This is a genomic window from Brevundimonas huaxiensis (assembly GCF_014218725.1).
Lineage (GTDB): Bacteria > Pseudomonadota > Alphaproteobacteria > Caulobacterales > Caulobacteraceae > Brevundimonas > Brevundimonas huaxiensis.
This window is the reverse complement of sequence record NZ_JABBJE010000001.1, coordinates 1-25,597: the sequence shown is the minus strand read 5'-3', so window position 1 is coordinate 25,597 and position 25,597 is coordinate 1. Positions and strand designations below refer to the sequence as shown.

28 protein-coding genes and 1 pseudogene are annotated in these 25,597 nt (G+C 68.3%); 15 read left to right on the top strand and 14 right to left on the bottom strand.

Going from position 1 to position 25,597, the window contains the following annotated elements; translation table 11 throughout:
* Positions 1-40: 40 nt before the first annotated feature.
* From HF680_RS00145 to cysK, 5 genes are all read right to left on the bottom strand, one after another.
* On the bottom strand, positions 41-1,258 hold the full coding sequence (locus tag HF680_RS00145; RefSeq protein ID WP_045810464.1) for a DUF2336 domain-containing protein: 1,218 nt from the start codon (positions 1,256-1,258) through the stop codon (positions 41-43).
* 43 nt (positions 1,259-1,301) lie between these two features.
* Positions 1,302-1,559, bottom strand: a complete 258-nt coding sequence (locus HF680_RS00140; RefSeq protein ID WP_185223696.1) for a zinc ribbon domain-containing protein — start codon at positions 1,557-1,559, stop codon at positions 1,302-1,304.
* Between the two features lie 2 nt (positions 1,560-1,561).
* A complete protein-coding gene (locus HF680_RS00135; protein WP_205195851.1) occupies positions 1,562-2,209 on the bottom strand; it encodes an OmpA family protein in 648 nt (215 codons plus the stop codon).
* Positions 2,206-2,784, bottom strand: a complete 579-nt coding sequence (locus HF680_RS00130) for a hypothetical protein (RefSeq protein ID WP_185223695.1) — start codon at positions 2,782-2,784, stop codon at positions 2,206-2,208. The genes HF680_RS00135 and HF680_RS00130 overlap by 4 nt, the downstream gene beginning before the upstream one ends.
* 170 nt (positions 2,785-2,954) lie before the next feature.
* On the bottom strand, positions 2,955-3,935 hold the full coding sequence (cysK, locus tag HF680_RS00125) for a cysteine synthase A (RefSeq protein WP_185223694.1): 981 nt from the start codon (positions 3,933-3,935) through the stop codon (positions 2,955-2,957).
* Positions 3,936-4,082: 147 nt separating this feature from the next.
* Between cysK and HF680_RS00120 the strand changes: the two genes are divergently transcribed.
* On the top strand, positions 4,083-5,372 hold the full coding sequence (locus tag HF680_RS00120; protein ID WP_235968799.1) for a sensor histidine kinase: 1,290 nt from the start codon (positions 4,083-4,085) through the stop codon (positions 5,370-5,372).
* On the opposite strand, the gene HF680_RS00115 is transcribed toward HF680_RS00120, so the two are convergent.
* Positions 5,369-5,851, bottom strand: coding sequence for an Lrp/AsnC family transcriptional regulator (locus HF680_RS00115; RefSeq protein WP_185223693.1), 483 nt, complete (start codon positions 5,849-5,851; stop codon positions 5,369-5,371). The two genes, HF680_RS00120 and HF680_RS00115, sit on opposite strands and share 4 nt — an antisense overlap.
* An 84-nt stretch (positions 5,852-5,935) precedes the next feature.
* Here HF680_RS00115 and HF680_RS00110 point away from each other — a divergent pair, with 84 nt between their 5' ends.
* Positions 5,936-6,838, top strand: a complete 903-nt coding sequence (locus HF680_RS00110; RefSeq protein WP_185223692.1) for an EamA family transporter — start codon at positions 5,936-5,938, stop codon at positions 6,836-6,838.
* Positions 6,839-6,983: 145 nt separating this feature from the next.
* On the opposite strand, the gene HF680_RS00105 is transcribed toward HF680_RS00110, so the two are convergent.
* Positions 6,984-8,486 (bottom strand): methyl-accepting chemotaxis protein, encoded by a 1,503-nt coding sequence (locus tag HF680_RS00105; RefSeq protein ID WP_235968798.1) that lies wholly within the window; start codon positions 8,484-8,486, stop codon positions 6,984-6,986.
* Positions 8,487-8,689: 203 nt separating this feature from the next.
* Here HF680_RS00105 and fliI point away from each other — a divergent pair, with 203 nt between their 5' ends.
* The 3 genes from fliI to HF680_RS00090 all read left to right on the top strand — a co-directional run bounded on the left by fliI (position 8,690) and on the right by HF680_RS00090 (position 11,675).
* Positions 8,690-10,033, top strand: coding sequence for a flagellar protein export ATPase FliI (fliI, locus tag HF680_RS00100; protein ID WP_066552424.1), 1,344 nt, complete (start codon positions 8,690-8,692; stop codon positions 10,031-10,033).
* Positions 10,034-10,041: 8 nt separating this feature from the next.
* Complete coding sequence (locus HF680_RS00095; protein WP_185223691.1) at positions 10,042-10,452, top strand: flagellar export protein FliJ; 411 nt, start codon at positions 10,042-10,044, stop codon at positions 10,450-10,452.
* Positions 10,453-10,640: 188 nt separating this feature from the next.
* Positions 10,641-11,675 (top strand): endo-1,4-beta-xylanase, encoded by a 1,035-nt coding sequence (locus HF680_RS00090; RefSeq protein ID WP_185223690.1) that lies wholly within the window; start codon positions 10,641-10,643, stop codon positions 11,673-11,675.
* Positions 11,676-11,756: 81 nt separating this feature from the next.
* On the opposite strand, the gene HF680_RS00085 is transcribed toward HF680_RS00090, so the two are convergent.
* Together HF680_RS00085 and HF680_RS00080 are read right to left on the bottom strand one after the other, a co-directional pair.
* Entirely contained in the window at positions 11,757-11,996 is a 240-nt protein-coding gene (locus tag HF680_RS00085) for a hypothetical protein (RefSeq protein ID WP_045810471.1), read from the bottom strand.
* A 91-nt stretch (positions 11,997-12,087) separates the two neighbouring features.
* On the bottom strand, positions 12,088-12,282 hold the full coding sequence (locus HF680_RS00080; protein ID WP_017505846.1) for a hypothetical protein: 195 nt from the start codon (positions 12,280-12,282) through the stop codon (positions 12,088-12,090).
* 195 nt (positions 12,283-12,477) lie between these two features.
* Between HF680_RS00080 and HF680_RS00075 the strand changes: the two genes are divergently transcribed.
* From HF680_RS00075 to HF680_RS00065, 3 genes are all read left to right on the top strand, one after another.
* Complete coding sequence (locus tag HF680_RS00075) at positions 12,478-13,194, top strand: response regulator (RefSeq protein WP_185223689.1); 717 nt, start codon at positions 12,478-12,480, stop codon at positions 13,192-13,194.
* Positions 13,182-14,510: a sensor histidine kinase gene (locus tag HF680_RS00070; RefSeq protein WP_235968797.1), complete on the top strand. Its 1,329-nt coding sequence runs from the start codon at positions 13,182-13,184 to the stop codon at positions 14,508-14,510. Before HF680_RS00075 ends, HF680_RS00070 begins: the two co-directional genes overlap by 13 nt.
* 87 nt (positions 14,511-14,597) lie before the next feature.
* Positions 14,598-15,977, top strand: a complete 1,380-nt coding sequence (locus tag HF680_RS00065) for a serine hydrolase (RefSeq protein ID WP_185223688.1) — start codon at positions 14,598-14,600, stop codon at positions 15,975-15,977.
* A 63-nt stretch (positions 15,978-16,040) separates the two neighbouring features.
* On the opposite strand, the gene ctrA is transcribed toward HF680_RS00065, so the two are convergent.
* On the bottom strand, positions 16,041-16,742 hold the full coding sequence (ctrA, locus tag HF680_RS00060; protein ID WP_017505852.1) for a response regulator transcription factor CtrA: 702 nt from the start codon (positions 16,740-16,742) through the stop codon (positions 16,041-16,043).
* A 409-nt stretch (positions 16,743-17,151) separates the two neighbouring features.
* Between ctrA and HF680_RS00055 the strand changes: the two genes are divergently transcribed.
* The 3 genes from HF680_RS00055 to HF680_RS00045 all read left to right on the top strand — a co-directional run bounded on the left by HF680_RS00055 (position 17,152) and on the right by HF680_RS00045 (position 19,094).
* On the top strand, positions 17,152-17,526 hold the full coding sequence (locus HF680_RS00055) for a chromosomal replication initiator DnaA (protein WP_265149636.1): 375 nt from the start codon (positions 17,152-17,154) through the stop codon (positions 17,524-17,526).
* Positions 17,523-18,245 carry a DUF6456 domain-containing protein gene (locus HF680_RS00050; protein ID WP_185223687.1) on the top strand — a complete coding sequence of 241 codons (723 nt, stop codon included), beginning with the start codon at positions 17,523-17,525 and terminating at the stop codon, positions 18,243-18,245. The genes HF680_RS00055 and HF680_RS00050 overlap by 4 nt, the downstream gene beginning before the upstream one ends.
* Positions 18,246-18,353: 108 nt before the next feature.
* Positions 18,354-19,094, top strand: a complete 741-nt coding sequence (locus HF680_RS00045; RefSeq protein ID WP_185223686.1) for a hypothetical protein — start codon at positions 18,354-18,356, stop codon at positions 19,092-19,094.
* A gap of 4 nt (positions 19,095-19,098) precedes the next feature.
* Here HF680_RS00045 and HF680_RS00040 read toward each other — a convergent pair whose 3' ends face one another.
* Positions 19,099-19,767, bottom strand: coding sequence for a hypothetical protein (locus tag HF680_RS00040; protein WP_039244703.1), 669 nt, complete (start codon positions 19,765-19,767; stop codon positions 19,099-19,101).
* Positions 19,768-19,828: 61 nt separating this feature from the next.
* Complete coding sequence (locus tag HF680_RS00035; protein ID WP_039244705.1) at positions 19,829-20,266, bottom strand: SufE family protein; 438 nt, start codon at positions 20,264-20,266, stop codon at positions 19,829-19,831.
* 164 nt (positions 20,267-20,430) lie between these two features.
* Here HF680_RS00035 and HF680_RS00030 point away from each other — a divergent pair, with 164 nt between their 5' ends.
* Together HF680_RS00030 and HF680_RS00025 are read left to right on the top strand one after the other, a co-directional pair.
* Entirely contained in the window at positions 20,431-22,116 is a 1,686-nt protein-coding gene (locus HF680_RS00030; protein WP_185223685.1) for a sensor histidine kinase, read from the top strand.
* Positions 22,117-22,173: 57 nt separating this feature from the next.
* A complete protein-coding gene (locus HF680_RS00025; protein ID WP_185223684.1) occupies positions 22,174-22,956 on the top strand; it encodes a hypothetical protein in 783 nt (260 codons plus the stop codon).
* Here HF680_RS00025 and HF680_RS00020 read toward each other — a convergent pair.
* Positions 22,953-23,780, bottom strand: a complete 828-nt coding sequence (locus HF680_RS00020; RefSeq protein ID WP_317133968.1) for a hypothetical protein — start codon at positions 23,778-23,780, stop codon at positions 22,953-22,955. The two genes, HF680_RS00025 and HF680_RS00020, sit on opposite strands and share 4 nt — an antisense overlap.
* A 103-nt stretch (positions 23,781-23,883) precedes the next feature.
* On the opposite strand from HF680_RS00020, the gene HF680_RS00015 reads away from it, so the two are divergent.
* Positions 23,884-24,213, top strand: coding sequence for a DUF1491 family protein (locus HF680_RS00015; protein ID WP_045810480.1), 330 nt, complete (start codon positions 23,884-23,886; stop codon positions 24,211-24,213).
* 61 nt (positions 24,214-24,274) lie between these two features.
* On the opposite strand, the gene HF680_RS16205 is transcribed toward HF680_RS00015, so the two are convergent.
* Complete coding sequence (locus tag HF680_RS16205) at positions 24,275-25,204, bottom strand: BsuBI/PstI family type II restriction endonuclease (RefSeq protein WP_317133995.1); 930 nt, start codon at positions 25,202-25,204, stop codon at positions 24,275-24,277.
* Positions 25,205-25,278: 74 nt separating this feature from the next.
* On the opposite strand from HF680_RS16205, the pseudogene HF680_RS00005 reads away from it, so the two are divergent.
* Positions 25,279-25,597, top strand: a pseudogene (locus HF680_RS00005) (transposase); the annotation flags it as partial.

The following is a 25,597-nucleotide window of genomic DNA, read 5'->3' as shown; positions in this document are numbered from 1 at the left end:
GCGATATGCACGTCCATGCATTCGGCTTTAGTGATCAGACCTATCGACCGAAGTCTTCGGCCAGCACCATCATCGCCGCCCGCTCTGGCGCCGAATATTCATCGACGGCGTCATCCTCGCCGTCGCGAATGGCGCGCAACAGTGTGGGCGTCAGGGCCGACGACAAAGACCAGTTCCAGTAACGCAGCACCGTCTGGGCGCGATCGACGGCCAGCATTTCATAGGTGATCTGCACCCGCTCCCAGTCGGGATGGATCTTGCCGTCCGCCGTCGTCTCGGGTCGCCGCATCGAGCGCCACAGATTGGTCAGATCGACGCGCGACATCCCCGTCGCCTTGCACAGGATCGCCAGCGGCTCGCCGCCCGGATCGCCCAGAAGCTTGGCCCCCGTCAGCGGCTTGATCCCCGCCAGGAAGGCGATCTCGGACGCCGTCTCGCGCGTCAGGCCGTCGCTGGCGGCGACCATGACGGCGTGTTCCAGATTGTCGAACGGGCTCTTTTGTATGGCGGCGCGATTGCGCTGGCGGCGCTCGATGAACTGAAGCGCCTTGCGCGCGACGGGATCGGACCAGCTTTCATCACTGGCGATGGCGAAGACGTCTTCGGACGCCTCCTGCATGACTTCGCGCGATACGGCGAACCGTTGCAGGATGGTGCGGCGATCCTCGGGCGCGCACCACCAGAACATGACATAGGCGCCCGACGGCCTCAGCTCGGGCCGCTTCAGCAGGGGGCTGCACAGGCTCGGCGACTGGCGGCTCAGGCCCACCACCGTCTCGATGCCCAGCTGCGACAGGCGCGCGGTCGTATTGCGCAGCACCGCCTCGATCACCTCCATCTCGCCGAAGGAGAACAGGGTCTCGGTCACGATCTCCGACAAACCCCGGCGCACCGCCAGCAGCATCCGGTGTTCGAAACTGGCGTCGCGCGCGCAGCCGACGATGTCCGCATCGCTCAGCGAGGCGCATTGTTCGATCAGCAGGCCGGCGATATCCGGATCGTCGCGCAACAGGATGCGCGCCACGCTGTTGGGCAGTTCGGCCAGCGGCGCCAGACGCGCGGCCACGCGCTTGCGCTCATCGTGCGAGGCCAGCCTCAACATCTCGACCAGCAGGTCGCCCGTCACCGCCCGCTCGAAGGCGTTGATCCGGCTGGCGGGCAGGGACACGACGTCGGCCAGACGCTTCAGCAGCGCCCGGCGCGCACGCAGCGTCGGCGGCGTCGCCTCTTCCCCGATCATGGCTGCCAGATCGCCCATCCCCCCACCTTAGAAGCGAGCGGTTAACCGGGCGTGAGCCGGATCAGCTCTTGTTGACCACCACCACGATGGCCAGGATCACGAAGGCGATCACAGCAAGCACCCGCGCGATCCACGGCGCGGTGACGAAGACGCCCAGGACAGTGATGCCGCTCTTGACCGCTTCGGGCCGCGTCAGGGCCTCCTTGAACGTGCCCGGCGGCCGCGCCGCGTCGCCCGCGATCGGATGGCCGCAGTTGGGACAGGCGACCGCCGCCTCTGACACCTGACGCCCGCAGGCGGGGCAAGGGATCAGGGCCATGTTCAGCCTCCCGCGCGCGGCGTGATGCGGATTTCGACGCGACGGTTCTTCTGACGCCCGTCGGGATCGTCCGAGCCGTCAGGCTTGACGTTCGGGGCCACGGGCCTGCGCTCGCCAAAGCCCTCGGCGAACAGGTTGCGCCCGGCCTCGCGTTGCAGCCGCGCCGCCACCGCGCGCGCGCGGCGCAGCGACAAGCCTTCGTTATAGGAGTCGTCGCCCTTGGCGTCGGTGTGGCCGCCGATGCTGACCTGAGCCTGCGGATAGCTTTTCAGCAGTTCCGCCGCCCGCGTCAGGGCCGGCTCGGCGTCCGGCCGGATCGTCGCCTTGTCGAAGTCGAACAGAACGTCGGCCGGCAGGTCGATCACGATCACACCGTCGGTGCGCCGCGCGTTCAGTTCGCTCAGCAGGCTGCGGGTCGTCTCGACCCGTTCGGGCGCGACCTCGGACGAGACGAACACGGTTTCCAGCGCGCTGTCCGCCCCCGCCTTGGCGAAGGTGGACCGGGGCGCGGCCATGTCCTTTTCGAAGGTTGAGCGCAGGCCGATGGCGCTGCCGCTCATCAGCCGCACCGTCAGGGCCGAGGCGACGCAGGGCGTCAGACCTGCGGCCAACAGCGCCGCCGCCATGGCGGGCGCGTGTCGTCCCGTCATCCGACCGCTCCGCTCGTCGGGTTCTGGGCGGCCTGGGCGGTCAGCGGAATGGTCATGCGCAGGAACGGACCAATGATGCTGTCCGACGTCGAGCCTTCGTTGAACACCACCGAGATCTGGTTCACCCCGGCCGGCACCGCGCCCATGAAGACCAGCCGGCCGTTCATCGTGTCGCCCTTGGCGATGGTCATGTACGGATTGCCCTCGGGCGGCTTCTGACGCAGCTTCTGGCCGTTCGGCAGTTCGACATAGGTGGCCTCGGACGCCATCTGGACGCTGTTGGTCATGTCGCTGGCGAACGAGATGCTGACGTCCAGAATGGTCGCGTCTTCGGCCAGATCGACGTTCTTGACCCGGACCGTGGCGCCCACGTCGGTCACGCCCTGCACATTCACCGGCACATTGCGGATCTGGCGCGGCTGGGCGGTGACGGGGGTGTTGGCGGCGGCGGCGGCCTGTTGCTCGGGCGACATCGACGGATCGACCGCCGCTTTGTCGTCATTGTTGGAACAGGCAGCGAGCGCCAGGGCCGAGACCCCGGCGACGGCGATCAGGCGAAGGGCGGCGACAGGCATGAAACGCTCCGGCGTTGTTGATCCGCCGCGCGTCGCCCCTCATCCCAAGCGAAGCCGCACGCGCGTCCGTTATCGAACACGCGAACGGCCTAAAGGCTGCGCTTGGAGCTTGATCGTTTTTTGACGAAGGCGCGCGGCGGCGGCGTCAAAAAGCGTGAATCACGCTCCCTTCAAAGCCCCTCGAAAAGCGCGGTCGACAGGTAGCGTTCGGCGAAGGACGGGATGATCACCACGATGGTCTTGCCCGCATTCTCCTCGCGCGCGGCGATGCGGAAGGCGGCGGTCAGGGCCGCGCCCGAGCTGATGCCGACGGGGATGCCCTCGACCCGCGCGGCCTTTCTGGCCATGTCGAAACTGTCGTCGTTGGAGACCTGCTCGACCCCATCGACCACCGATGGATCATAGATGGCGGGCACGAAGCCGGCGCCGATGCCCTGGATCTTGTGCGGGCCGGGCGCGCCGCCGGACAGCACCGGAGAGGCCTCGGGCTCGACGGCGATGAACTGCACCGACGCCTTCTTGGCCTTCAGCGCCTGGCCGACGCCCGAGATCGTGCCGCCGGTGCCGACGCCGGCGACCACGATGTCCACCGCCCCGGCCGTGTCGTTCCAGATTTCCTCGGCCGTCGTGACGCGGTGAATGGCGGGGTTGGCCAGGTTCTCGAACTGCGACGGGCTGATCGAGTTCGGCGTAGTCTCCAGCAGTTCCTGCGCCCGCGCGATCGCGCCCTTCATGCCCTTTTCGGCCGGCGTCAGCTCCAGCCGCGCGCCCAGCAGGGCCAGCATCTTGCGTCGCTCGATCGACATGCTTTCGGGCATGCATAGCGTCAGCTTCAGCCCCTTGGCCGCCGCCACGAAGGCCAGGGCGATGCCGGTGTTGCCGCTGGTCGGCTCGATCAGCACCGTGTCCTGGTCGATCTTGCCCGCCTCCTGCAGCGCCTCGACCATGGCCACGCCGATCCGGTCCTTGACCGAGGCGATCGGGTTGAAGAACTCCAGCTTGGCCAGAACCGTCGCCTTCGCATCGCACTCCGCCGACAGACGCGGCAGACGCACGATGGGCGTGTCGCCGATGGTGTCGACGATCGAGTCATAGACCTTGCCCCGGCCCTTCTTCAGGTGGCGGGACGCGTCATAGCTGAAGTCGGTCATGGAAAAGGTCTCCTCGAATGCTGGCGCACAACAGATAAGGCCTCGCCGCCTCACGCAAGGGGTGACGCGCGATGATTTCTGCGCAAACCTTCCAGAGCGGCTATGTCAGCCTATATGTCGCCGTCGCGCGAACCGAGATTTCCGTCCTTGCCTCATACCCGTCCGCTCTCCGACACCGGCCTGACCCCGGAAATCGCCGAACTGGTCGCGGAGGTGCAGGCGGATACGGCCGCCGAAACCCAGATCCGGATGGACGCCCCGGTCGCGCCCAGGATCGAGGATGCGCCGGCCGCCGAAACCCGCTCCACCGCCGATGAGCTGCGCTATCGCCTGAAGCAGCAGTCGCTGCTGGCGCGCTTCGGCGAGGTGGCCCTGCGCGAGCGCGATCGTCAGGCCCTGCTGGACGCCGCTTGCGCGGTCTGCGCCGACGGGCTGGAGACGCCGCTGTCCAAGGTGCTGATCCATAACGAGGCGCGCGACCGGCTGGTGCTGATCGCGGGCGTCGGCTGGACGGGGCCGGTCGAGGGCCAGGCCTCGCTGAGCGTCGAGCTGGATTCGCCGGCCGGCTACGCCTTCCAGACTGGCAAGCCCCTGATCTCCAACCATCTGGAGAACGAGCAGCGCTTTCACACGCCCAGGCTTCTGGCTGACCACGGCGTGCGGCGCGCCATAAACGTCCTGATCCGGCCCGAGCTGGACGGCGAACCCTGGGGCGTGCTGGAGGTTGACAGTCCCGACGAGGGTCAGTTCGACGCCCGCGACGCCCTGTTCCTGGACGCCTTCGCCGCCGTCGTCGGCGCCGCCATCGCCCGCCAGCAGACCGAGCAGCGGCTTCTGGCCGCCATCGAACATCAGGCCCTGCTGACGCGCGAGGTCAGCCACCGGGTCAAGAACAGCCTGTCGCTGGTCTCCAGCCTGCTGTCGATGCAGGCGCGCGGCGCGGCCTCCGACGCGGTGCGCGCCGCCCTGGCCACGGCCGGATCGCGCATCCAGGCCATCAGCGAAGTGCATGATCAGCTGTGGCGCGGCGCCGACGTCCAGACCGTGATCCTGTCCGACTTCCTTTGCCAGCTGTGCGAAGCCATCGACGCCGGCAGCGACCGCCATGTCGTCACTTGCGAGGCGTCCGACGCGCCCCTGGGCGCCGACATCGCCATCCCGCTCGGTCTGATCGTCAACGAGCTGGTCACCAACGCGATCAAATACGCCTATGGCCCCGAAGGCGGCGGCGTTGCGGTCACCGGCCGCATCGCCGACGGGCGCCTGACCGTCACGGTCGCGGACCAGGGCAAGGGTTTCGACCTGATCGCCGCCCGCAGCGACCGCAGCCTGGGCATGCGCGTCATCGACAGCCTGGTCCGCCAGATCGGCGGCACGATCGAGAACCGAACCCAGGGCGTCGGCGCGATCCTGGTGGTCGAAGCTCCGGCGACCTAGCGCTCCAGCACGGCGCGGGCGGGGTCGAAGCCGACGACTTCGCGGATGACAATCATGCTCTTGAAGCCGCGCACGCCCTTTTCGGGGACCAGCTCGCGGATGCCGAAGGCCTCATAGTCCTGCATGGAGCGGACGGCGACGGTCAGCAGATAGTCGGTTTCGCCCGTCACGTCCCAGCAACCCTGGACCTCGGGGCTGGCCTTCATGGCGCGCTGGAACGCCTCCATGACTTTACGATCCTGGGTGTTCATCTCGACCTGGACATGCAGGACGATGCGCGGCTCGACCCGGGCGGGATCGATCACGGCGACGTCGGCGGCGATGACGCCCTCGGCCCGCAGGCGACGCAGGCGGCGCAGGACGGCGGATTCCGACAGGCCCACCTCCTCGGCCGTCACCCGCGCCGGCTCCAGATTGTTGCGCCGGACCCGCATCAGCAGCTTATGGTCGAAATCGTCGAGGGTGACGAAATTCGTCATTAAGGGGCCTCCAGTGACGGTTTCCGTCGCATTCAAGCGGAAAATCGCCGGGAAGCGCAAGCGGCGTTACGCTAGCTTTACGCAATGACGTCGCTGGCGCTGAAAACCCACCTGAACTCGCCGCTGGCGGCGCGCCTGATCCCCTATCTGGCGCTGTTTTCGGGCATGGTGACGCTGGCGTGCGGCACCTCCTTCGCCAAGACCCTGTTTCCGGTGATCGGGGCGGAGGGGACCTCGGCCTATCGGGTCGGGATTTCGGCCCTTCTGCTGGTGGCCGTGTTCCGGCCATGGCGGTTCCGCCCGACCCGCGCGGACCTGAGCGCCATCGCGCTGTATGGCGTCGTGCTGGGGGCGATGAACCTCAGCTTCTACATGGCCCTGCGCACCATTCCGCTGGGCCTGGCCATCGCCATCGAGTTCATGGGGCCCCTGACCCTGGCCCTGATCCATTCGCGCAAGCCCATTCATTTCGCCTGCATTGGTCTGGCGGTCGTGGGGCTAGGCCTGCTGTTGCCGCTGAAGGCCGGGGCCGGCGCGCTGGATCCCGTCGGCATGGCGCTGGCCGCCTTCGCCGGCCTGTGCTGGGCGCTGTACATCGTCTTCGGCAAGCGGCTGTCGCACCTGCACGCCGGCCAGTCGGTGGCGCTGGGCATGAGCGTGGCGGCCCTTGTCGTCGTGCCGTTCGGCGTGGCCCATGCGGGCGCCGCCCTGCTGAACCCCGCCATCATCCTGGCGGGCGTGGCGGTGGCGATCTTCTCCAGCGCCCTGCCCTATTCGCTGGAGATGATCGCCTTGCGCAGCATCCCCAAACGCACCTTCGGCGTGGTGCTCAGCGCCGAGCCGGCCGTCGGCGCCCTGGCCGGGCTTGTGATCCTGCACGAGCATCTGACCGGCCAGCAATGGCTCGCCATCGCCGCCATCGTCGCCGCCTCGGTCGGCGCCATCGCAACGACGCGGGCTGATCGCGTTGAGATCGAACCGGCTTAAAGATTCCGCTCATCCCCGCGAAAGCGGGGACCCAGCGCTTTGGGCGTTTCATCGTTTGAGTTCGGTCACACCGCCAATCCTACGCACCCTGCCATGCGAAAGGACTGGGTCCCCGCTTTCGCGGGGATGAGCGGAGGCGGGGTGGTCAGAACTCTTCCCAGCCCGCGTTCGATGCCGCCGCCGCCGCGGCGCCGCCGCCGCTGGCGAAGGCCCGGATGCGGGCGCGTTCGCGGGCCAGGGGGACGGGGGCGGCGGCCTGCGACAGGTCGTGGACGCGGGCCTGTGCCGGCGCCTCGCCGGTCTCGAAGCGTTCGACCAGCAGGGCCAGTTGTTCGGTTTCGGACTTTAGGCTCATGGCGGCGGCGGTCGTCTGTTCGACCATGGCCGCGTTCTGCTGGGTGACCTGGTCCATCTGGTTGACGGCCGTATTGACCTGGCTCAGCCCCGTCGCCTGTTCCTGAGCCGAGGCGGCGATCTCGCTGACCAGGGCGTCCATCTCCGCCACCTTGACCGCAATGGCCGACAGGGCGGCGCCGGTCTCGTCGACCAGCTTGACCCCTTGCGCCACCTCTTGGCCCGAGGTGGTGATCAGCGTCTTGATCTCCTTCGCGGCTTCCGCCGAGCGCTGCGCCAGGGCCCGCACTTCGGAGGCGACGACGGCGAAGCCGCGCCCCGCCTCGCCCGCCCGCGCCGCCTCGACCCCGGCGTTCAGGGCCAAGAGATTGGTCTGGAAGGCGATCTCGTCGATCACCCCGATGATGTCGCTGATCTGGGTCGAGCTGCGCTTGATGCCGTCCATCGCCGCGATCGCCTGGCGCACCACCTCGCCCGACCGGTCCGCCTCGGCGCGCGCGCCCAGGGCCGCCGCCGAGGCCTGTTTGGCGCCATCCGCGCTGCGTTTCACCGTGGCGGTAATCTGGTCCAGCGCCGCCGCCGTTTCTTCCAAACTGGCGGCCTGCTGTTCGGTGCGGCGCGACAGGTCGTCGGACGCGCTGGAGATTTCGCCCACCCCGCCCCTCAGACCCGACACGGCCCGCAGCGCCTGGCCCATCGTCTGGCGCAGGCTTTCGACCGCCGCATTATAGTCGTCGCGCACCCGCACATGGTCGCCCTTCACCGGCGCATCGATCCGCGCGGTCAGGTCCCCGGCCGACAGCTTGTTCAGCACCCCCGCCAGGGCGTCGACCAGCAGGGTCTGGGCGCTTTCCGCCTCGACCCGTTCGGCCTCGCGGCGCGCGGCCTCCTGCTCGTCGGCGGTGATGTCGATGGCCAGTTTGATGACCTTCACCGGCCGCCCGTCTGGGCCGAACACCGGATTGTAGGAGGCCTGGAGCCAGACCTCGCGGCCACCCTTGGCCAGCCGCCGGAACTTGCGCGCCAGGAACTGGCCGGCATTCAGCTCGCGCCAGAAGGCGGCGTAGTCGGGCGAGGCCGCCTCGGCCGGGTCCATGAAGGTCCTGTGGTGGGCGCCCCGGATCTCGTCCAGACTATAGCCCATCGTGGTCAGAAGGTTCTGGTTGGCGTCGATGATTGTGCCGTCCAGGTTGAACTCGATCACTGCCTGCGACCGGCCGATGGCGGCCATCTTGCCGTCCAGATCGATCAGCCGGTCCTGCATGTCCGACGACTTCGGTTTACGCGCGAACATAGGTCACAACCTCTTCGCTGTCGGCCGGCCCCCGCCCGCCTCGGTTGCAAGATTAGCCGCCTAATTAGTTGAAAAACCGTTTCACGTTTGAGTTGCAATCGAGACGCAATAATCGCGGCCGTATCCCCCGCGTTGCAGCCGCGCTTCATCGGTCGTTAACCACGTTGCCGCATCTGTTGAGGCCTGTTCCTGGGGTCTGATTTTTGCGCAATCTCGTCGCCGCCGTCGAAGCGATCGATCCGCTGGTCGTGACCGGCAAGGTCGCGGGCGTGTCGGGCCTGCTGATCGAGTCGCGCGGCGGCCTGTCGCGCCTCGCCGTCGGCGCCCGGGCCGAGATCGGTCGGCGCGGCCATGATCCCCTGCCCGCCGAAGTCGTCGGTTTCCGCGATTCCAAGGCCCTGCTGATGCCCTTCGGGCCGGTCGAGGGCGTGGCCCCCGGCGCCGACATCCGCATCATCGACCAGGCCGCCAGCGTGCGCCCGACCACCGCCTGGCTGGGCCGCATCATCGACGCCTTCGGCCAGCCGATCGACGGCAAGGGGCCGCTGCCCCAAGGCCCCGCCCCCTACCCCTTGCGCGCCCCGCCCCCGCCCGCCCATTCGCGCGGCCGGGTCGGCGAGCGGCTGGACCTGGGCGTGCGGGCCATGGACGTCTTCACCACCACCTGCCGGGGCCAGCGCCTGGGCATCTTCGCCGGATCGGGCGTGGGCAAGTCGGTGCTGCTGTCCATGCTGGCCAAGGAGGCGACCTGCGACGCCGTGGTCGTCGGCCTGATCGGCGAACGGGGCCGCGAGGTGCGCGAGTTCGTGGAAGAGACCCTGGGCGAAGAGGGGCTGAAACGCGCCGTTGTCGTGGTCGCCACCTCGGACGAACCGGCCCTGAAACGCCGTCAGTCGGCCTATATGACCATGGCCATCGCCGAATATCTGCGCGACCAGGATCTCGAAGTTCTGTGCCTGATGGACAGCGTCACCCGCTTTGCGATGGCCCAGCGCGAGATCGGGCTGGCGGCGGGCGAACCGCCGACGACCAAGGGCTACACTCCCACCGTCTTCACCGAACTGCCCAAGCTGCTGGAGCGCGCCGGTCCAGGCCCGATCCGGCCCGACGGCACGACGGCGGCGCCCATCACCGCCCTGTTCACCGTGCTGGTGGACGGCGGCGACCATGACGAGCCGATCGCCGACGCCGTGCGCGGTATTCTGGACGGTCACATCGTCATGGATCGCAAGATCGCCGAGCGCGGGCGCTTTCCCGCCATCGACGTGCTGAAATCGGTCAGCCGCACCCTGCCCGGCTGTCAGACCCCGCCCGAGCGCGAGCTGAACAAGCGCGCGCGCCAGTGTCTGAGCGCCTATGCCAATATGGAAGAGCTGATCAAGATCGGCGCCTACCGCACCGGCGCCGACCCCATCGTGGACCGGGCCATCGCGCTGAACCCGGCCCTCGAAGATTTTCTGGGTCAGGACAAGGACGATGCGACGCGTCTTTCCGATTCCTTTACCCGGCTGGAAGCAATCCTGAACCAAGGCATGATCAGGGAGTGATGATTTAGATGACCGCTTGGGCCCAATCCCTGATCCGCATCTCCAACTATGAAGTCGAGACGCTGCAGAAGCGTCTGGCCGAGATCGCCGAACGTCGCGCCGTCGCCGAGCTCCGCATCGCCGTGCTGGACGCCGAGGCCGAGGGCGAACGCAACCGCGCCCGCATGGACGCCGAGGCCGGCATGATGCTGGGCGCCTATCTGAACGGCTGGAAATCCAGGAAGGCCGCAGCCGAAGGCGACCTGTCGGTGCTGGACGCCGAGGAAGCCGGCGCCCGCGACGCCCTGACGGGCGCGTTCGAAGAGCTGAAGAAGTTCGAACACGTCGCCGAGACTACGCGCCTGAACCAGCTGATCGCCCTGGCCAAGCGTGAAACCGCCGCCTTCGACGAGCTGGGCCTGCGAAAGCGAGCCGTTTGATCTTCCCTGCTTCCCTCGGGGAGAAGGTGGGCCCGAAGGGCTCGGATGCGGGGCGCCAGCCTCGAGATGAGAGATCAGGGATGACCCTACAGCCCCCTCATCCGTCTCGCTCCGCGAGCCACCTTGTCCCCCGAGGGGAGAAGGGCTTTAGCCGCCGCACCGTCCTCGCCGCTCCGCTCGCGCTTTCCTTGAGCAATCTGGCCGCCTGCGACCGCTTCGCCTCGGCGGAGCCGTCGCCGCCCAACGTTCCTCCGCTGAAGTCCATCGCCCCGGCGCCCTTCGGCACGGCGATCAAGGCCAGCCAGATCGACGACCCGGACTGGGTCGCCCTGGCCCGCGCCAACGTCTCTCAACTCACGCCCGAGTGGGAGATGAAGATGGAATATATCCTGGCGAACGGCCTGGACCGGCCCAACTTCGACCGCTCGGACCGTATCGCCGCCTTCGCCCGGGCCGAGGGCATGGCGATGCATGGCCACACCCTGATCTGGTACGCGCAAGGCAAGGAGGCCTTTGGCGGCCTGTCGGGCGCCGCCTTCGATCGCGCCTTCGACGGCTATATCGCCACGGTCGCCAGTCGCTATCGCGGCAAGGTCCGCAGCTGGGACGTGGTCAATGAGCCGATCCTGGACGACGGCTCGGGCCTGCGCGACTGCCACTGGTCGGCGCGATACGGCCACGACGGCTATATCCTGCGCGCGTTCGAAAAGGCCCGGATCGCGGATCCTGACGCCATCCTGTTTCTCAACGAATACAATCAGGAACGCGTGCCGGCCAAGGGCGCGCAGTTCCTGAAACTGGTCGAGCGGCTGCTGAAGGCCGGCTGTCCGCTGCAGGGGCTGGGCCTGCAATCCCACCTGTGGATCGACATCCCCGAGGGCGTCATCGCCGCCTATATGCGCGAGATCAGCCAGTTCGGCCTGCCGATCCATGTGTCGGAACTGGACTGCACCCTGCGCACCGAAAACCGGCTGGACCTCCGCAGCCAGACCGACCGGATCGCGGCGCAAGGCGCCCGCGTCACCGAACTGGCCTCGGCCTTCGCGGCCCTGCCCAAGGCCCAGCAGTTCGCCTTCACCGTCTGGGGCCTGCGCGACACCGACAGCTGGTATCGTCAGGGCGACAAGGACGACGGCCGGGACAAGCCCCTGCCCTTTGACAGCTTCGGCCGTCCCAATCCGATGGCGGCCGCCATCGCGGCGGGCTTCAAGACCCCCGCCTGACGACACGCTTCTGAATACGGAAACGCCCGGCCGTCTTGCGACAGCCGGGCGTTCCTTTGCGAACCGGTTGGGGCGGCCGGTTTACTTCTTCTTGGCGGTCGCCGGCGTCTGGACCGAGGTTTGGGCCTGGGCTTGATGACCCCGGCGGTGCGCACGCGGGGCGCGGGCCGACGGCGCAGGGGTCGTCGCCGAAGCGGTCGCGGCCGGACGAGCGGTCATGGCGGTCGAGGGCGCCGGGGTCGTGCCGGCGAAGGCGGCCCCGCTGGTCAGGGCGACGAAGGCGACGGCCGAAACGGCGGCGGCGGTGCGGTAGGATTTCATGTCGATGTCTTTCTTTTGAAGGTCGAAGTCTCAGGAGTGTCGGGGATCCTGCCGGCCGGGGACGCCGGCAGGACCAGCAAGGCGTCGGGCCTTACTTCTTCTTGGCAGGCGTCACGGCGCGGTGGGTGCGGGCGTGGCTGACCCGATGATGCGCGCGGGCGGAGGCGGCGGGGCGGGCGTGAGCGCCCGACGACGGGGCCGAAGGCGTACCGGCGAAGGCTGCGCCGCTGGTCAGGATCACCAAGGCGGCGGCGCCGAAAGCGGCGGTGGAACGGAAGGACTTCATGGCGGGTCTTTCTGTGTGTTTGGCGTCCGGCCTCGTGTCGGACAGTCACTGTTTCGGACCCGCGTCCGGCCGGTTCGGGGCCGGTCGGTGTCGCCGCGTATCGTCGGCGAAGAGAATTGTGTCCGACTGTATCCGCCGCGCTTTGGCCATGAGACAGGACGACAGATCGCGCTTCTTCCCGCTCGCCGAACGCCAATGTCCCAGACCCCCGCCGCCCCTGTCCTTCTGGTCGTCGACGACGACCGCGAGATCCGAAACCTGTTGTCCGACCATCTGGAGCAGCACGGGTTTCGCACGGTGAAGGCCGCCGACGGCCGGGCGATGAAGGCGGCGCTGGAGGCCGGGCCGGTCGATCTGGTGGTGCTGGACCTGAACCTGCCGGACGAGGACGGCCTGTCGCTGTGTCGCGGCATCCGGGCGGCGTCCAAAACGCCGGTCATCATCCTGACGGCGCGCGGCGATCCGATCGACCGGATCGTGGGGCTGGAGATGGGCGCCGACGACTATATGGCCAAGCCGTTCGAGCCCCGCGAGCTGGTGGCCCGCATCCGCACCGTCCTGCGGCGCACCGGCGGCGAGGCGACGGCGGTCGAAGGGCGGCACGCCGACTTTTCCGGCTGGTCGCTGGACATCGCCGCGCGGGCCCTGACGGCGCCGGACGGACGGCTGGCCCCGCTGTCGGGCGCCGACTTCGACCTGCTGCACGCCCTGGTCAGGAACGGCGGCAAGCCCCTGTCGCGCGAGCGGATCCGCGCCCTGTCCACCGTCGCCGACGCCGACGACCGCGCCATCGACCTGAGGGTCAGCCGCCTGCGCCAGAAGCTGGGCGACGACGCCAAGGCCCCGGCCCTGATCCGGACGGTGCGCAGCCTGGGCTATATGCTGGCGGGGCCTGTGACATGGCGCGCGTGATGGGGGCGCGCGTAAGAAGCCGCCACGGCCGGGCCGGGGCCGAGACCACGCGGCTGTTCCTGCTGCTGTTGGTCGGCGCCCTGCTGGCGGCGGGCGTGACCTTCGCCGCCCTGGGCCTGAACCATCGCCATCGCCTGTCCCAGGCCCATGACTTCACCACCGCCGAACGGATCGTGGACCTGGCCGGCTCCAGCGACGATCCCGCCGCCGGCCTGACCGACGGACTGCCGGATGCGGCCGGTCAGCGGCTGGGCGCGCCCGATCCGTCGCTGACCCATGCGGTCGCCGAGGCGCTGAAGCGACGGGGCGTGGACGGGGTCTCGGTCAAGGCGTTCGAGGCCTCGGCCGGGGCGTGCGGCGCGGCGACCGATCGTCTGCGGTGTCGCATCCTGGTGCTGCGGCCGGCCAATGGCGCGCCCGTCCCGGTGGCGATCAGCCTGCCGCCCGCTCCGCGCCCGTGGACGCTCAGCCGCGAGGCCGCCGTTCTGCTGTTTGCGGGTCTGGCCGCCCTGCTGCTGGCCGGCTGGATGGCTTCTCGGCTGGCGGCCGGGCCGCTGAACCGTCTGTCCCAGGGCGCGGTCGCCCTCAGTCACGATCTGGATCGCCCGCCCCTGGTCGAGGAGGGCGCGCGCGAGGTGCGCGAGGCCGCCGCCGCCCTGAACGCCATGCAGACCCGGCTGCAGGCCCTGATAGAGGATCGCACCCGCGTGCTGGCCGCCGTCGCCCACGACCTCCAGACGCCCCTGACCCGGATGCGGCTGCGCGTGGAAAAGATCGAGGACGAGGCTCTGCGCGGCCAGTTCATCAGCGATCTGGCGGGCATGCAGCATCTGGTCCGCGAGGGGCTGGACCTGGCCCGGATCGAGACGACCGTCGAGGCCACAACCCCCGTCGATCTGGACGCGCTGCTGTCCGCCATCTGCGAGGACGCGGCCGAGGCGGGCCAGCCGGTCGCGTTCGTTCAGGGCTGCAACGCCGTCGTGCCGACCCGGCCCCAGGCTCTGCGCCGCTGCCTGACCAATCTGATCGACAACGCCGTCCGCCACGGCGGCGATGCGGCCGTCAGCGCCGTGCGCGACGACCATTGCGTGCGCCTGATCGTGCGCGACCGCGGGACCGGCGTGGCGCCGGATCAACTGGAGAAACTGTTCGAGCCCTTCTACCGCCTCGATCCGTCCCGTTCGCGCGACAGCGGCGGTTCCGGCCTGGGGCTGACCATCGCGCGCCGCATGGCCGAACGCGCCGGCGCCCATCTGGCGCTCGCCAACGCCGACGGCGGCGGGCTGGAGGCGACCCTGACCTTCCGACAGCCCTGACGAAAAGGTCGCGGCGCCTGCATCCGAACGCCGCGCTCGCCGCCTCTCTCTGAAAGCGTTAGCGTGACGCGTTCAGGAGACCGCCCGTTGCCTCAGTCGCCCCTCGCCCGCCGTCGCCCGGCCCTCCTGCTGCTGGCCGCCAGCGCCCTGGCCCTCACGCTCAGCCCGCTGGCCAGCCGCCCGGCCGCCGCCCAGGATGTGGCGCGCATGGATCAGGTGATCCGCGCCTCCAGCGACGCCGACGCCTTCTCCGGCGCCGTCCTGGTCGCCCGCGACGGCCGCATCCTTCTGGATCAGGGCTACGGCCTGGCCAATCGCGAATGGAACATCCCCAACGACGGTGATGTGAAGTTCCGCCTGGGCTCCCTGTCGAAACAGTTCACCGCCGTCGCGGTCATGCTGCTGAACCAGCAGGGCAGGCTGGATCTGGATGCGCCGATCAAGACCTGGCTGCCCGACGCCCCGGCCGCCTGGGATGCGATCACCCCGCGCCACCTGCTCAGCCACACGGCGGGCGTGCCCAACTTCACCGCCTTTTCCGACTTTGAGGCGCAGAAGACCCGGCCCGCGACGATGAGCCAGCTGATCGCCCGGTTCCGGGACCGGCCGCTGGACTTCGCGCCAGGCTCCCGGTTCGCCTATTCCAACTCGGGCTATGTGCTGCTCAGCGCCATCATCGAGGCGGCCAGCGGCCAGACCTACGCCGACTTCATAGCCGCCAATCTGTTTCACCCGCTGGGCATGAGCGACAGCGGTTACGACCGCCATGACGTGATCCTGCCCCGCCGCGCCTCGGGCTATGCGCCGGGCGCCGACGGCGTCGTCAACGCCGACTATGTGGACATGAGCATCCCGACCGGGGCCGGCGCCCTGTATTCGACCACCCGCGACCTGCTGAAGTGGGAACAGGGCCTGTTCGGCGGACGACTGCTGAACGCCCAGTCCATGACCGCCCTGACCACGCCGGTCCGCAACGGCTACGCCATGGGGCTGATGGTGTCGGAGGCCGACGGCAAGCGTCTGGTCTGGCACAACGGCGCCATCGAGGGCTTCAACACCTATATGGCCTATGACCCGGGCGACCGGACCGCCGTCATCGTCCTGGGCAATCTGAACGGTGAGGCGCCCGGTAAGCTGGGCGCGGCTTTGGTCACCCTGGCGCGCGGCGGAACCGTCACCCTGCCCAGCGAACGCCGCGCGGTCGCCCTGTCGCCCGAGGTGCTGAAGGCTTATGAGGGCGTTTATAATCTGGCCCCGACCTTCGCCCTGACGATCTCGGTCGTGGACGGCAAGCTGATGGCCCAGGCCACCGGACAGCCCGCCTTCGCACTGACGGCGGAGGCTGAGGACGCCTTCTACCTGACCGCCGTCGACGCCCAGATCACCTTCACCCGCAACCCCGCCGGCGCCGTCGAGGGCCTGATCCTGCATCAGGGCGGCCGCGACATGCCGGCCAAGCGTCAGTAGGGTCTCAACGCAAAACGCCCGCCGTCACCGGCGGGCGTTTCGAAATCGTGGATCGAAGGTCGATCAGGCGGCGACCGTGACGACGCCCTCGGCCGGGTCGCGCAGGACATAGCCGCGGCCCCAGACGGTTTCGATATAGTGTTTGCCGTCGGCGGCGGTGGCCAGCTTCTTGCGCAGCTTGCAGATGAAGACGTCGATGATCTTCAGCTCGGGCTCGTCCATGCCGCCGTACAGGTGGTTCAGGAACATTTCCTTGGTCAGGGTCGTGCCCTTGCGGAGCGAGAGCAGCTCCAGCATCTGGTATTCCTTGCCCGTCAGGTGGACGCGGTGACCGTTCACCTCGACCGTCTTGGCGTCCAGGTTCACGGCGATCTCGCCGGTGTGGATGATCGCCTGGGCGTGACCCTTGGAGCGGCGGACCACGGCGTGGGTGCGCGCGATCAGCTCGTCCTTGTGGAAGGGCTTGGTCATATAGTCGTCGGCGCCGCCGCCGAAGGTCTTGACCTTGGTTTCGATCTCGTGGCTGCCCGACAGGATCATGACCGGGGTGTTGACCTTGCCGACGCGCAGCTGGCGCAGGACTTCAAGGCCGCTCATGTCCGGCAGGTTGAGGTCAAGAAGAATGAGGTCGTAGTCATAGATCTTGCCCAGATCGATGCCTTCCTCGCCCAGGTCCGTCGTATAGACGTTGAAGCCTTCCGACTTCAGCATCAGTTCGATGCTTTGGGCGGTTGCGTGATCGTCTTCAATCAACAGGACGCGCATACGTGCCCCTCCAGGCAAAAGCTTTGCGGTAACCACCCTGACACACGGCCGGGTAACCTTGTTCGCAAGTTAAGACGTGAAAACCTTAAGAAGGGTTAACGCCATCCAATTGAGGCGAATCTAGGCTGATTTGCGAATCGGCGTCGAGGGGCTGGAGTCAACGATTCGAAATTTATTAACCATGTTGGTCGGCGCGGAGGGTGAGTGGTGATGCGTGACTCGTCAGTGGGCGACGCCGAAAAGCGCATACGAATGCTCCCCTAACCACTCACCACTCACAACTCACCCCGCACAATGTCCTGCCCGCAACCGCAAGGCGGTTAAGCCGCCACGACCGATTTTGGCGCACAGTAGGACGATATTCCTATCGCGACGTCACGGCCGCCTATGATGCCGGCGTCGAGAGTTCGTGAGAGGGAGACGTTTCGTGCTGGAGGACTACAGGGTGCCGGTCACCGAGGAGGATCAGGTCAAGGCCGGGCTGGCCATTCATCTGATCGCGGCGCGCACCGGCGCCCATCCGTCGCAGATGACCGGCCGGGGCCGCATGAACCCGCGCGCGGCCCGCCCGCGCTGGCTGGCCATGTATCTGTCCCACGTCGCCTATGGCTGGACGTTGGAGCGGGTCGGCCACGTCTTCGGCGTCAATCGCGCCAGCGTCGGCGCCGCCTGCCGCTGGGTCGAGGACGAGCGCGAACGGCGCAGCATCGACGACCTGATGAACGACCTCGAAGGGTGCATCCAGGGCCTGTATCAGTCGCCCCGCCTGGAGCTGCCGCAATGAGCCGGCTTCTGGAACGCGCGCGCGATCTGATGGCCAAGCCCGGCGCCTGGCTGTCGGCCGAAGGCGGCGCCTATGCCTTGCGCCTGTCGCCCGATCGCCGCAGCCGCATCAGCCTGACCCTGACCGAGGCCGAGTTTCGCGCCCTGATCGACCAGCCCGGCCTGCGCGTGCGGCCCGGCGGCGGCTGGTCGGGACGCGCCCAGCCGGACCCGAAGCCGTCCCCCGCCCCTGCCCCCGCCCCTGGCCGTCCCGGCTTCGTGGCGGGCGAGCGCGACCTGATGCAGCCGGACGGCTGCATGGTCCGGGCGCGGGCCAATCTGGGCGAAAGCCCCATCGCCTGGCTGGCGCGACGCAAGGATGCGTCCGGCCGCCCCTGGCTGACCCCGGCCGAGGCCGCCGCCGGCGAACGGCTGCGGCGCGAGGCGGAACAGGCGACGAAGGGCGCGTCGGTCACCATGCGCTGGGACGCCCTGCCGACCGCCGGCTCGGGAACCGCCGCCCGGATGGAGCCGACCGACCGCGCCCTGTCCGCCGCCCGCCGCGTCGAACAGGCCCTGACCGCCGTCGGCCCGCGCCTTCGCCCCATCCTGACCCGCATCTGCATCCACGGCGACAGCCTGCAACTGGCCGAAACGGGCTTGGGCCTACGCCGCCGCCAGGGTAAGACGGTGCTGAAACAGGCGCTTCAGGCCCTGGCGGATCACTATGGGATCGGGTGAAGGGCAACGATCGCACCCAAAAAATCGCGCTTAACCATAACGCAGGTTTTTGAAATCCGCTGGCATGTGGCATCGTCCTTGAGTTGTCCCGACACACGGAGATCGCCCATGTCCCGCCCCCTCGCCTGCCTGATGTCCTCTTTGATGCTCGCGACCGCCCTGCCTGCGGCGGCGCAAACGCCCTCGGCTCTCGGCGACCTTGTCGGCGCGCGCGCCGGTCAAGCTGAGGGCGAGCTGAACCGTCGCGGCTATCAGCCTACCGATCGGTCCGAAGTCGTGGGCGATGGGCGCATGACCTATTGGCGTAACGGCGCCGACTGCGTGTCGATCATGACGCGCGACGGCCGCTACGTCTCGATCAACCAGGCGGGCCGCAGCGAGTGCGGCTCGGGCGGTTCGGATCGCTCCAACGCGACGGCCATTGCGGCCGGGGTCGCCATCGTCGGCCTGGCAGCCGCCATCGCCGCTCACAACAACCGCCACCGTGACGCCGGTGCAGACCACGACAGGGAATATCAGCGCGGCTACGAGGCCGCCCTGCACGGCGCCGACTATGACGCCAATCACGAGACAGAGGGTTATCACGAAGGCTATCTGGCCGGGGAGGACGAAGGCCAGAACCGTCGCCACGCCAACAGCGGCTGGATGCAGAACGCCCCCTATGCAGCGCGCCAGGCCTGCTCGCGCCGCGCCGACGAGTTTCAGAATCGTCCCTATGGCTCCAGTGTGCCGATCGGCATGCGTGACCTCGGACGTGGCGAGTTCGAGCTGACCATGGCCACGGGACCCTACCGCTCGCTTTGCACCGTTACGGCGGCGGGCAACGTCCGGTCGATGGCCCCCTATTGACGCCTTAGATCAGGGATACGGGGACCAGGATCGCCAGCAGGTAGATCAGCGCCCGGATCAGGGCCAGGACGGCGATCACGGCGCCGCGCGCCTTTGACACGTTCAGCCGCCGGGCGAACCAGCGCGACTGCACGAAGAGGAACCAGGCCGCGCCGACGATCATGATCGCCGCGCCCACCGCATTGGGCAGTTCGGGCCGCTGGAAGATGGCGCCGCCGACCGAGACGAAGGCGACGCAGACGGCCGCCAGATAGCATTGCGCATAGAAGGGCGCGCGCAGGGTCTCGCGGGCGATACGCTTCTTCTCGTGGCGCAGCAGGGTGACGGCGGCGACCAGCGGGATCAGGCTGAAGGCCAGCGAGCGGAACAGGACCAGGTTCTGCTGGGACGCATAGACCACGCGGCTGAGGTCGGTCGCCTCGGGCGGCTGTGGCACATGCAGCGCCATCGACAGCAGATTGGTCAGGACGATGGTGGCCAGAAGGAACAGCGGCGGGCTGAGCGCGTCGTCATAGCGATGCTCCTCGCTGTCGCTCTGCTCGCGGTCCGAATAGTCCATCGCCGCCAGCGGCCCACGCAAGATCCGCCACAGGGTCAGGGGATAGAAGACCAGCCAGCTGACCGCCTCGAAGAGAAACTCCTCGAAACTGCGCAGGATCTTCAGCAGGTCCATTCGCGCCCCCGGTTACGACCCTGCGATCGTGGGTCGCCGGGCCGGCGGTTGCAAGCCCCGACTACTGAACCGCCAGCGCGGCCTCGCGGATGCGGCCGACCATGCTGTTCAGGCCGTTGGCGCGCTGGCGCGTCAAAGCCGAGGGCAGGCCCAGCCGATCCAGCGCCGCGCGGGCGTCGAAGTCGAGGATCTCGTCAGGCGTGCGGCCGGAATAGAGTTTCAGCAGCAGGGCGATATTGCCCTTGGACAGGGCGCTGTCGCTGTCGGCGGCGAACCACAGCCGACCGTCGTCCTGGGTCGTCGCCAGCCAGACCTGGGCCGCACAGCCCGGCACCTTGTTGGCATCGATCCGGTCGGCCTCGTCCAGCGGGGCCAGCCCCTTGCCCAGTTCGATGACGTATTCGATCCGCTGCTCCCAATCGCCCAGCAGGTCGAAATCCTCGGCCAGTTCGGCCAGGGTCTGGTCCAGGGTGTCGGTCGGCGGCGTGCGGTTGGTCATGGGCCGCCAGATAGGCCGCGCGGCCGTTAACGACAACCGGCCGTTTTGTCCCCCGATATTCATGGTGAACGCCGCAATGGGGTTCGCCTCAGGGGGGAGCGGCCTCGCACCGACTCAGCCGCAGCCCTAGTCTGAGCGCAGACGAAACCCATGGCCCGCCCTTCTTGAAACCCGACGCTCCCGCCAGATACGAGGACGACGCAACGCACGACGCGGCGCTGGGCGCCCCTCTGGTCGCCTTGTGGCATGCGATCTGGGCGGTGGCGGTGGCCCTGACGGCGCTGGCGGCGCAGATGATGGACAGGCTGAAGGACGCGCCGCTGGCCGCCCTGCTGCTGATGGCCTTCCCCGGCGTGTTCGGCGTCGTGCTGATGGTGCGCGACAGCGTGGGGCTGAGGCTGGCGGTCATGGGCGGCTGGATCCTGGCCGCCACCGCCTCGGCCGGCCTGACCGGCGGCGTGACCGGCGCCCTGCCCGGCCTGATCCTGACGCCGCTGGCGGCGGGGATCGCCCTCGATCACGCCCGCGTCGGCGCCGACCGTCTGACCCGGATGGGCGCCTTTGCGGTGGCCCTGCCGCTGCTGGCGGGGCTGATCTCGACCTGGCTGAACGGGGCGGAGGCGCAAGGCCCCTTGCTGGCCGCCGTCTCGGGCCTGCTGGCCATGGGCGCGATCATCGCGGCCATGCGCCTGACCTGGAGCGCGCGCCAGCGTCGCCTGGCCGAGGCCGAAGATCAGGCCGCCCGGATCGCCGCCCTGCTGGAGGATCAGCCGGCCCTGACGCTGCTGCTCGATCCATCCGGCCGCGCCGTCGCCACCTGGGGCACGCCGCCGCCCGCGCTGTCGGTGCTGGCCCTGACCGAACAGGGCCTGATCTCGGCCGTCCATGCGCCCGACCGCCCGGCCGTGTCCGCGGCCCTGGCCCGCGCCCTGTCGGGCCAGTCGGTCGAGGTCCAGTTCACGCCGCGCATCGCCCTGGACCGCCGGGTCGTCATGATCCTGGGCCCGTTCCAGCACGAGACGGACCGCCCGCGCCTGATCGCCCAGGCGTTCGACGGCACGGCCCAGTTCGCCCGCGAGCTGGGGCTGGAGACCGCCCGCGTCGAGGCCGAGGCCCAGTCGGCCGGCAAGACCCGTTTCCTGGCCAATATGAGCCACGAGCTGCGCACGCCCCTGAACGCCGTGCTCGGTTTCGCCGACATCATGCGCCAGAAGCTGTTCGGCCCCCTGCCCGAGCGCTACGCTGGCTACGCCGACGCCATTCATCAGGCGGGCGGCCATCTGCTGGACCTGATCAACGACGTGCTGGACCTGTCCAAGATCGAGGCCGAGCGCTACCAGCTGGCGATGGAGACGTTCGACGCCCGCGACGCCGTGTCCGCCGCCGTCGCCCTGGTCCGGCTTCAGGCCGACGACAAGGGGGTCGAGCTGGCCGCCGTCCTGCCGTCAGAGCCCATCAAAGTCCGCGCCGACGCCCGCGCCCTGAAGCAGATGGCGCTGAACCTGCTGTCCAATGCGGTCAAATTCACCCCGGCGGGCGGCTCGGTCACCATCACCCTGGACGCCGACGGCCCGGACCTGGATCTGGTCGTGTCCGACACCGGCGTCGGCATCGCGCCGCAGGATTTGCAACGCCTGGGCCGCCCCTTCGAACAGGCCGGCGGCGCCGACCAGAAGGCGCAAGGCACCGGCCTGGGCCTGTCCCTGGTCCGCAGCCTGACCGAACTGCACGGCGGCCGCATGACCATCGACAGCACCCTGGGCGAAGGCGCAGCGGTGATGATCCGGTTGCCGGTGATGGTGGTGGAGACTAGCGAGGCGGCTGTCGATGCGACGCCGGTCACTGTCTAGGCTTGACGTCTGGGCGACCCGCTTTCAGCCTGCGGCAGGGATGAGGGAGGGAATGGCATGAACCGTTTGGCATCAACATTTTTTGCGATCGCGATGAGCACGGCCGGTCTTAGCCACGCGACATTCGCCAGCGCACAGACGGGTGACGATTGGGAGTTCGCCCAGGATGCGGCGCGCAACCTGTCCGTCGCCGCCGTTCGCTACGACGGAGGGCAAGCGATCATAGTGCAATGCAGCGCGGGTGAGCTGAAAGTCGCTCTGCAGGGATTTCCGGAACGACCGGGCCCGTTGTATCGGCTGAGGGCCGAACGTGCGGATGGCCTGACCGACGTTCAGACATGGGACGTGGCTGCTGGACGTACATGGTTCAGCGCCGCCCCGGCGCGTGACGCACGCTTTCTTCGCGCTGTCGGCACCCTGCAACTGCGTTCGGACGTCGGACAGGCTTCGCCTGTCACGGCAACCTTCGAACTGCCGACCGAACATGCCAATGTCGATCGCGTTCTGACGGCCTGCGGGTACGCGCTGACGAACGACAGGGACACACTGGCCCGAGCGCCGATGATGCTGGTCGTCGTATCGTCGGACTCCAGCTCGACCGCCGGCGCGCCGGGTCGATCAATGGAGGTAAGTTGCATCGTGCGACGGGACGTCTATCGAGACTGTCGCGTCGATCATATGATGCAAGGCCAGACTGAAGCCCGCGCCCGGCGCGAGGCCACGAGATGGAACGGGACACGCGCCCACACCGGCGGTGCGGCCTACGAGGGCGCTGTCGCCTACCTCTATGTCCCACTCTTGAGGGTCCGTTCAGCGTTAGAGCTGCAACGCGCCCCCTAAACCTGCCCCATCGCCAGGAACGCCCGGCCCGCCGCGAAGTCGCCCGCTTCGAAGGTGGAGCGGGCGATGCTGCCGTCGCGGAACAGGAACTCGACGGTGAAGACCTCGCGCGGATCCAGGGCCGAGAGGGCGTCGGCGGCGGCGGCGGGGAACAGCCAGGCCTGACCGGCCGGACGGCCTTCGGGCAGCAGCATCGGTTCGGCGCTGATCACGCCGGCGGCCCAAAAGGCGCGGCGCTGCGCGGCGGGCGGCAGGTCGTGCGACAGCCACGGACGCGGCGCCACCGTATGGTCGCGCATCACCACCCGCACCCCGGTCGGCCGCGAGCGCCCCTGCCAGGACACCACGGCGGCCAGTTGATCCGGCCGGTCCATGCCGCCGACCATGCCGAACCGCACGGGCGAGGCGCCGGTCACGGTCGCCTGCATCAACCGCCAGGTCGGGCGCGCATAGGCCGCGCGGTCCGCGCTCCACTTTCGGCGATCGCCGGGAAACTCCATCCGCGTCGTGCGCGACCAGCCGGAAAAGGCGGTCTGGACCCGGCCCTGAACCGTCTTCAGATCGGTGGAGCCGCACGGCGTCGTATTCGCCCGCGCCCGCGCGCGCTGGGCCGTCTCGGCCAGTTGCCGGTCGCTGGATCCCGCGCGCAGGGCCGCGCCCCGCGCCTGCCAGGCCGCAGCCGTCAGGGCGGCGGTCAACTGCGGCTCGAACAGGCCGCAGCGGTCGTTGGCGGCCAGCACGAAGCTGCGCTCATAGAAGCGGTCCTGCGGCGCGGCGAAGGCTGCGCCCGAAACGAACAGGGGGGGCGTCGCGGCGATCAGCACGGCCGACGTGAAACCTCTGGCTTGCCGGGGGGAAAGGCCTATCCTCATGCCCCGACCCTAGCGCGCCAGGGTTGGGGTTCCGTGTTCGAGCAGGGTTAGCGAATTGCTTCTTTCCAGCGACCTGTGGGTCAGCGCCCTGATCCGCCGCGCCCAGATCGAGGGCGCCTATGCGACCGTCGTCAAAAAGGGCGACGCCCGCGCCGGCTCGGTCATCGTCAAGGCCTACGACACCACCACCCGCACCGCCCGCCTGTTCACCGAAGCCTTCGGCCCCGACGGCGACCGCCTGTGGATCCAGCCGGTGACGTCCGACAGCGAAACCGAACTGGACGCCTATATCGCCCGCCAGCGCGGGTATGACCCGGACCTGTGGGTGGTCGAGATCGAGGATCGGCAGGGGAGGCATTTCATCACGGAGACGGTGCAGGGGTAGATGGCCGCGCATTTCCTTCAAAGTTTGTTGGAGGGCTGCGCAGGAAGGCGACCAACTCCAGCTATAGCAGGGCTAGCTTACCGCTGGAGAACGCGACCAGTCGCTCTGGTTCTGCCGCGAACCACGCATAGCTTCCCCATGCCAATCCATCGACGGCCTTCTTGAACGGAGCGCGGCTCCGATCAAGGAAGGCCGTGACATAAGCGACGTGCTCCACTGGAAAACCAGCCTCAGAGGCCAACGCGGCCAGCGCAGACTTGCGACGCTCGTTGATGGGGCCATCCGTGGCGACCACTTCCACAAAGACCAGCAAAGGATGTTCGCCGTCGATATCGGCAAGGATCACGTCGGGTAGGTTCTTGTCCGCCTGAATTTTCAAACCGATCCTTCGGGCCATGTCGTCGTAGCGGGCCACGACCTTCGCCCCGCTCTCTGAAACAAACAGGACTGTAGGACTGGCTAGGAACCTTGGGGCGAACTCCTCGATCACCGCCTTGGTGATGACCGAACTCGGACCAGGCTTCATGCGCTGAGTTTCGCCATTGGGGAAGTTGACCAAGACCTGATCGTCCGCTTGGCTGGCGCCGCCGCGCACGATGGCGATCCGCGCCAACGCCCCGGCGTTCAGATGCGCCCGGCTCCAAGCCGTAATGGCCGACACCAGAACATCGCCTTCAAGGGTAGGATCGAACAGATCTGCGAAATCTTTCCGAAGTGCATACCGCGGCTTGCTGGAGGTAGTAGGCAGGTCGGTGCGTTCAATCACTGCTCCCATTGCGACCAAACCCTCGCGCAGAGTTTCATCGCGGATCGGTTCGCGCGTATTGTCTTGATACCAGCGGACGCCCTCCGCGAAGCCGCCCGGCTTAAGAATGTCGGCGGCATAGGTTTGACGAGCCGCGTCCGATGCGTCGGGCGTCGCCTTGATATCCGTCATGCGATAGACGTGTTTGGGGCCGAGCCAGCCCTCTTCTCCTTCGACCGCCCCGATGTAGAGGGCGTGACGTGCCCCTGAGAATTTCCTCCACGCGGAGCTAGAGTCCGGCCCTTGAAAGGACGGACGGAATGAAACGAGCGAGATTCACGGAAGAGCAGATCATCGGGATCCTGCGGGAGAACGAGGCCGGCGCCAAAGCGGGCGAGCTGGCGCGCAAGCACGGCGTGTCGGAGGGCACGATCTACGCCTGGAAGGCCAAGTTCGGCGGGATGAGCGTGTCGGACGCCCAGCGCCTCCGGGCCCTGGAAGACGAGAACGGAAAGCTGAAGCGCCTGCTGGCCGACGCCATGCTCGACAAAGCCGCGTTGAACGATCTGCTGTCAAAAAAGTGGTAGGGCCCGCGGCGCTGCGCCAGGCCGTCGCCCATCTGAAGGCGGCGTTCGGCGT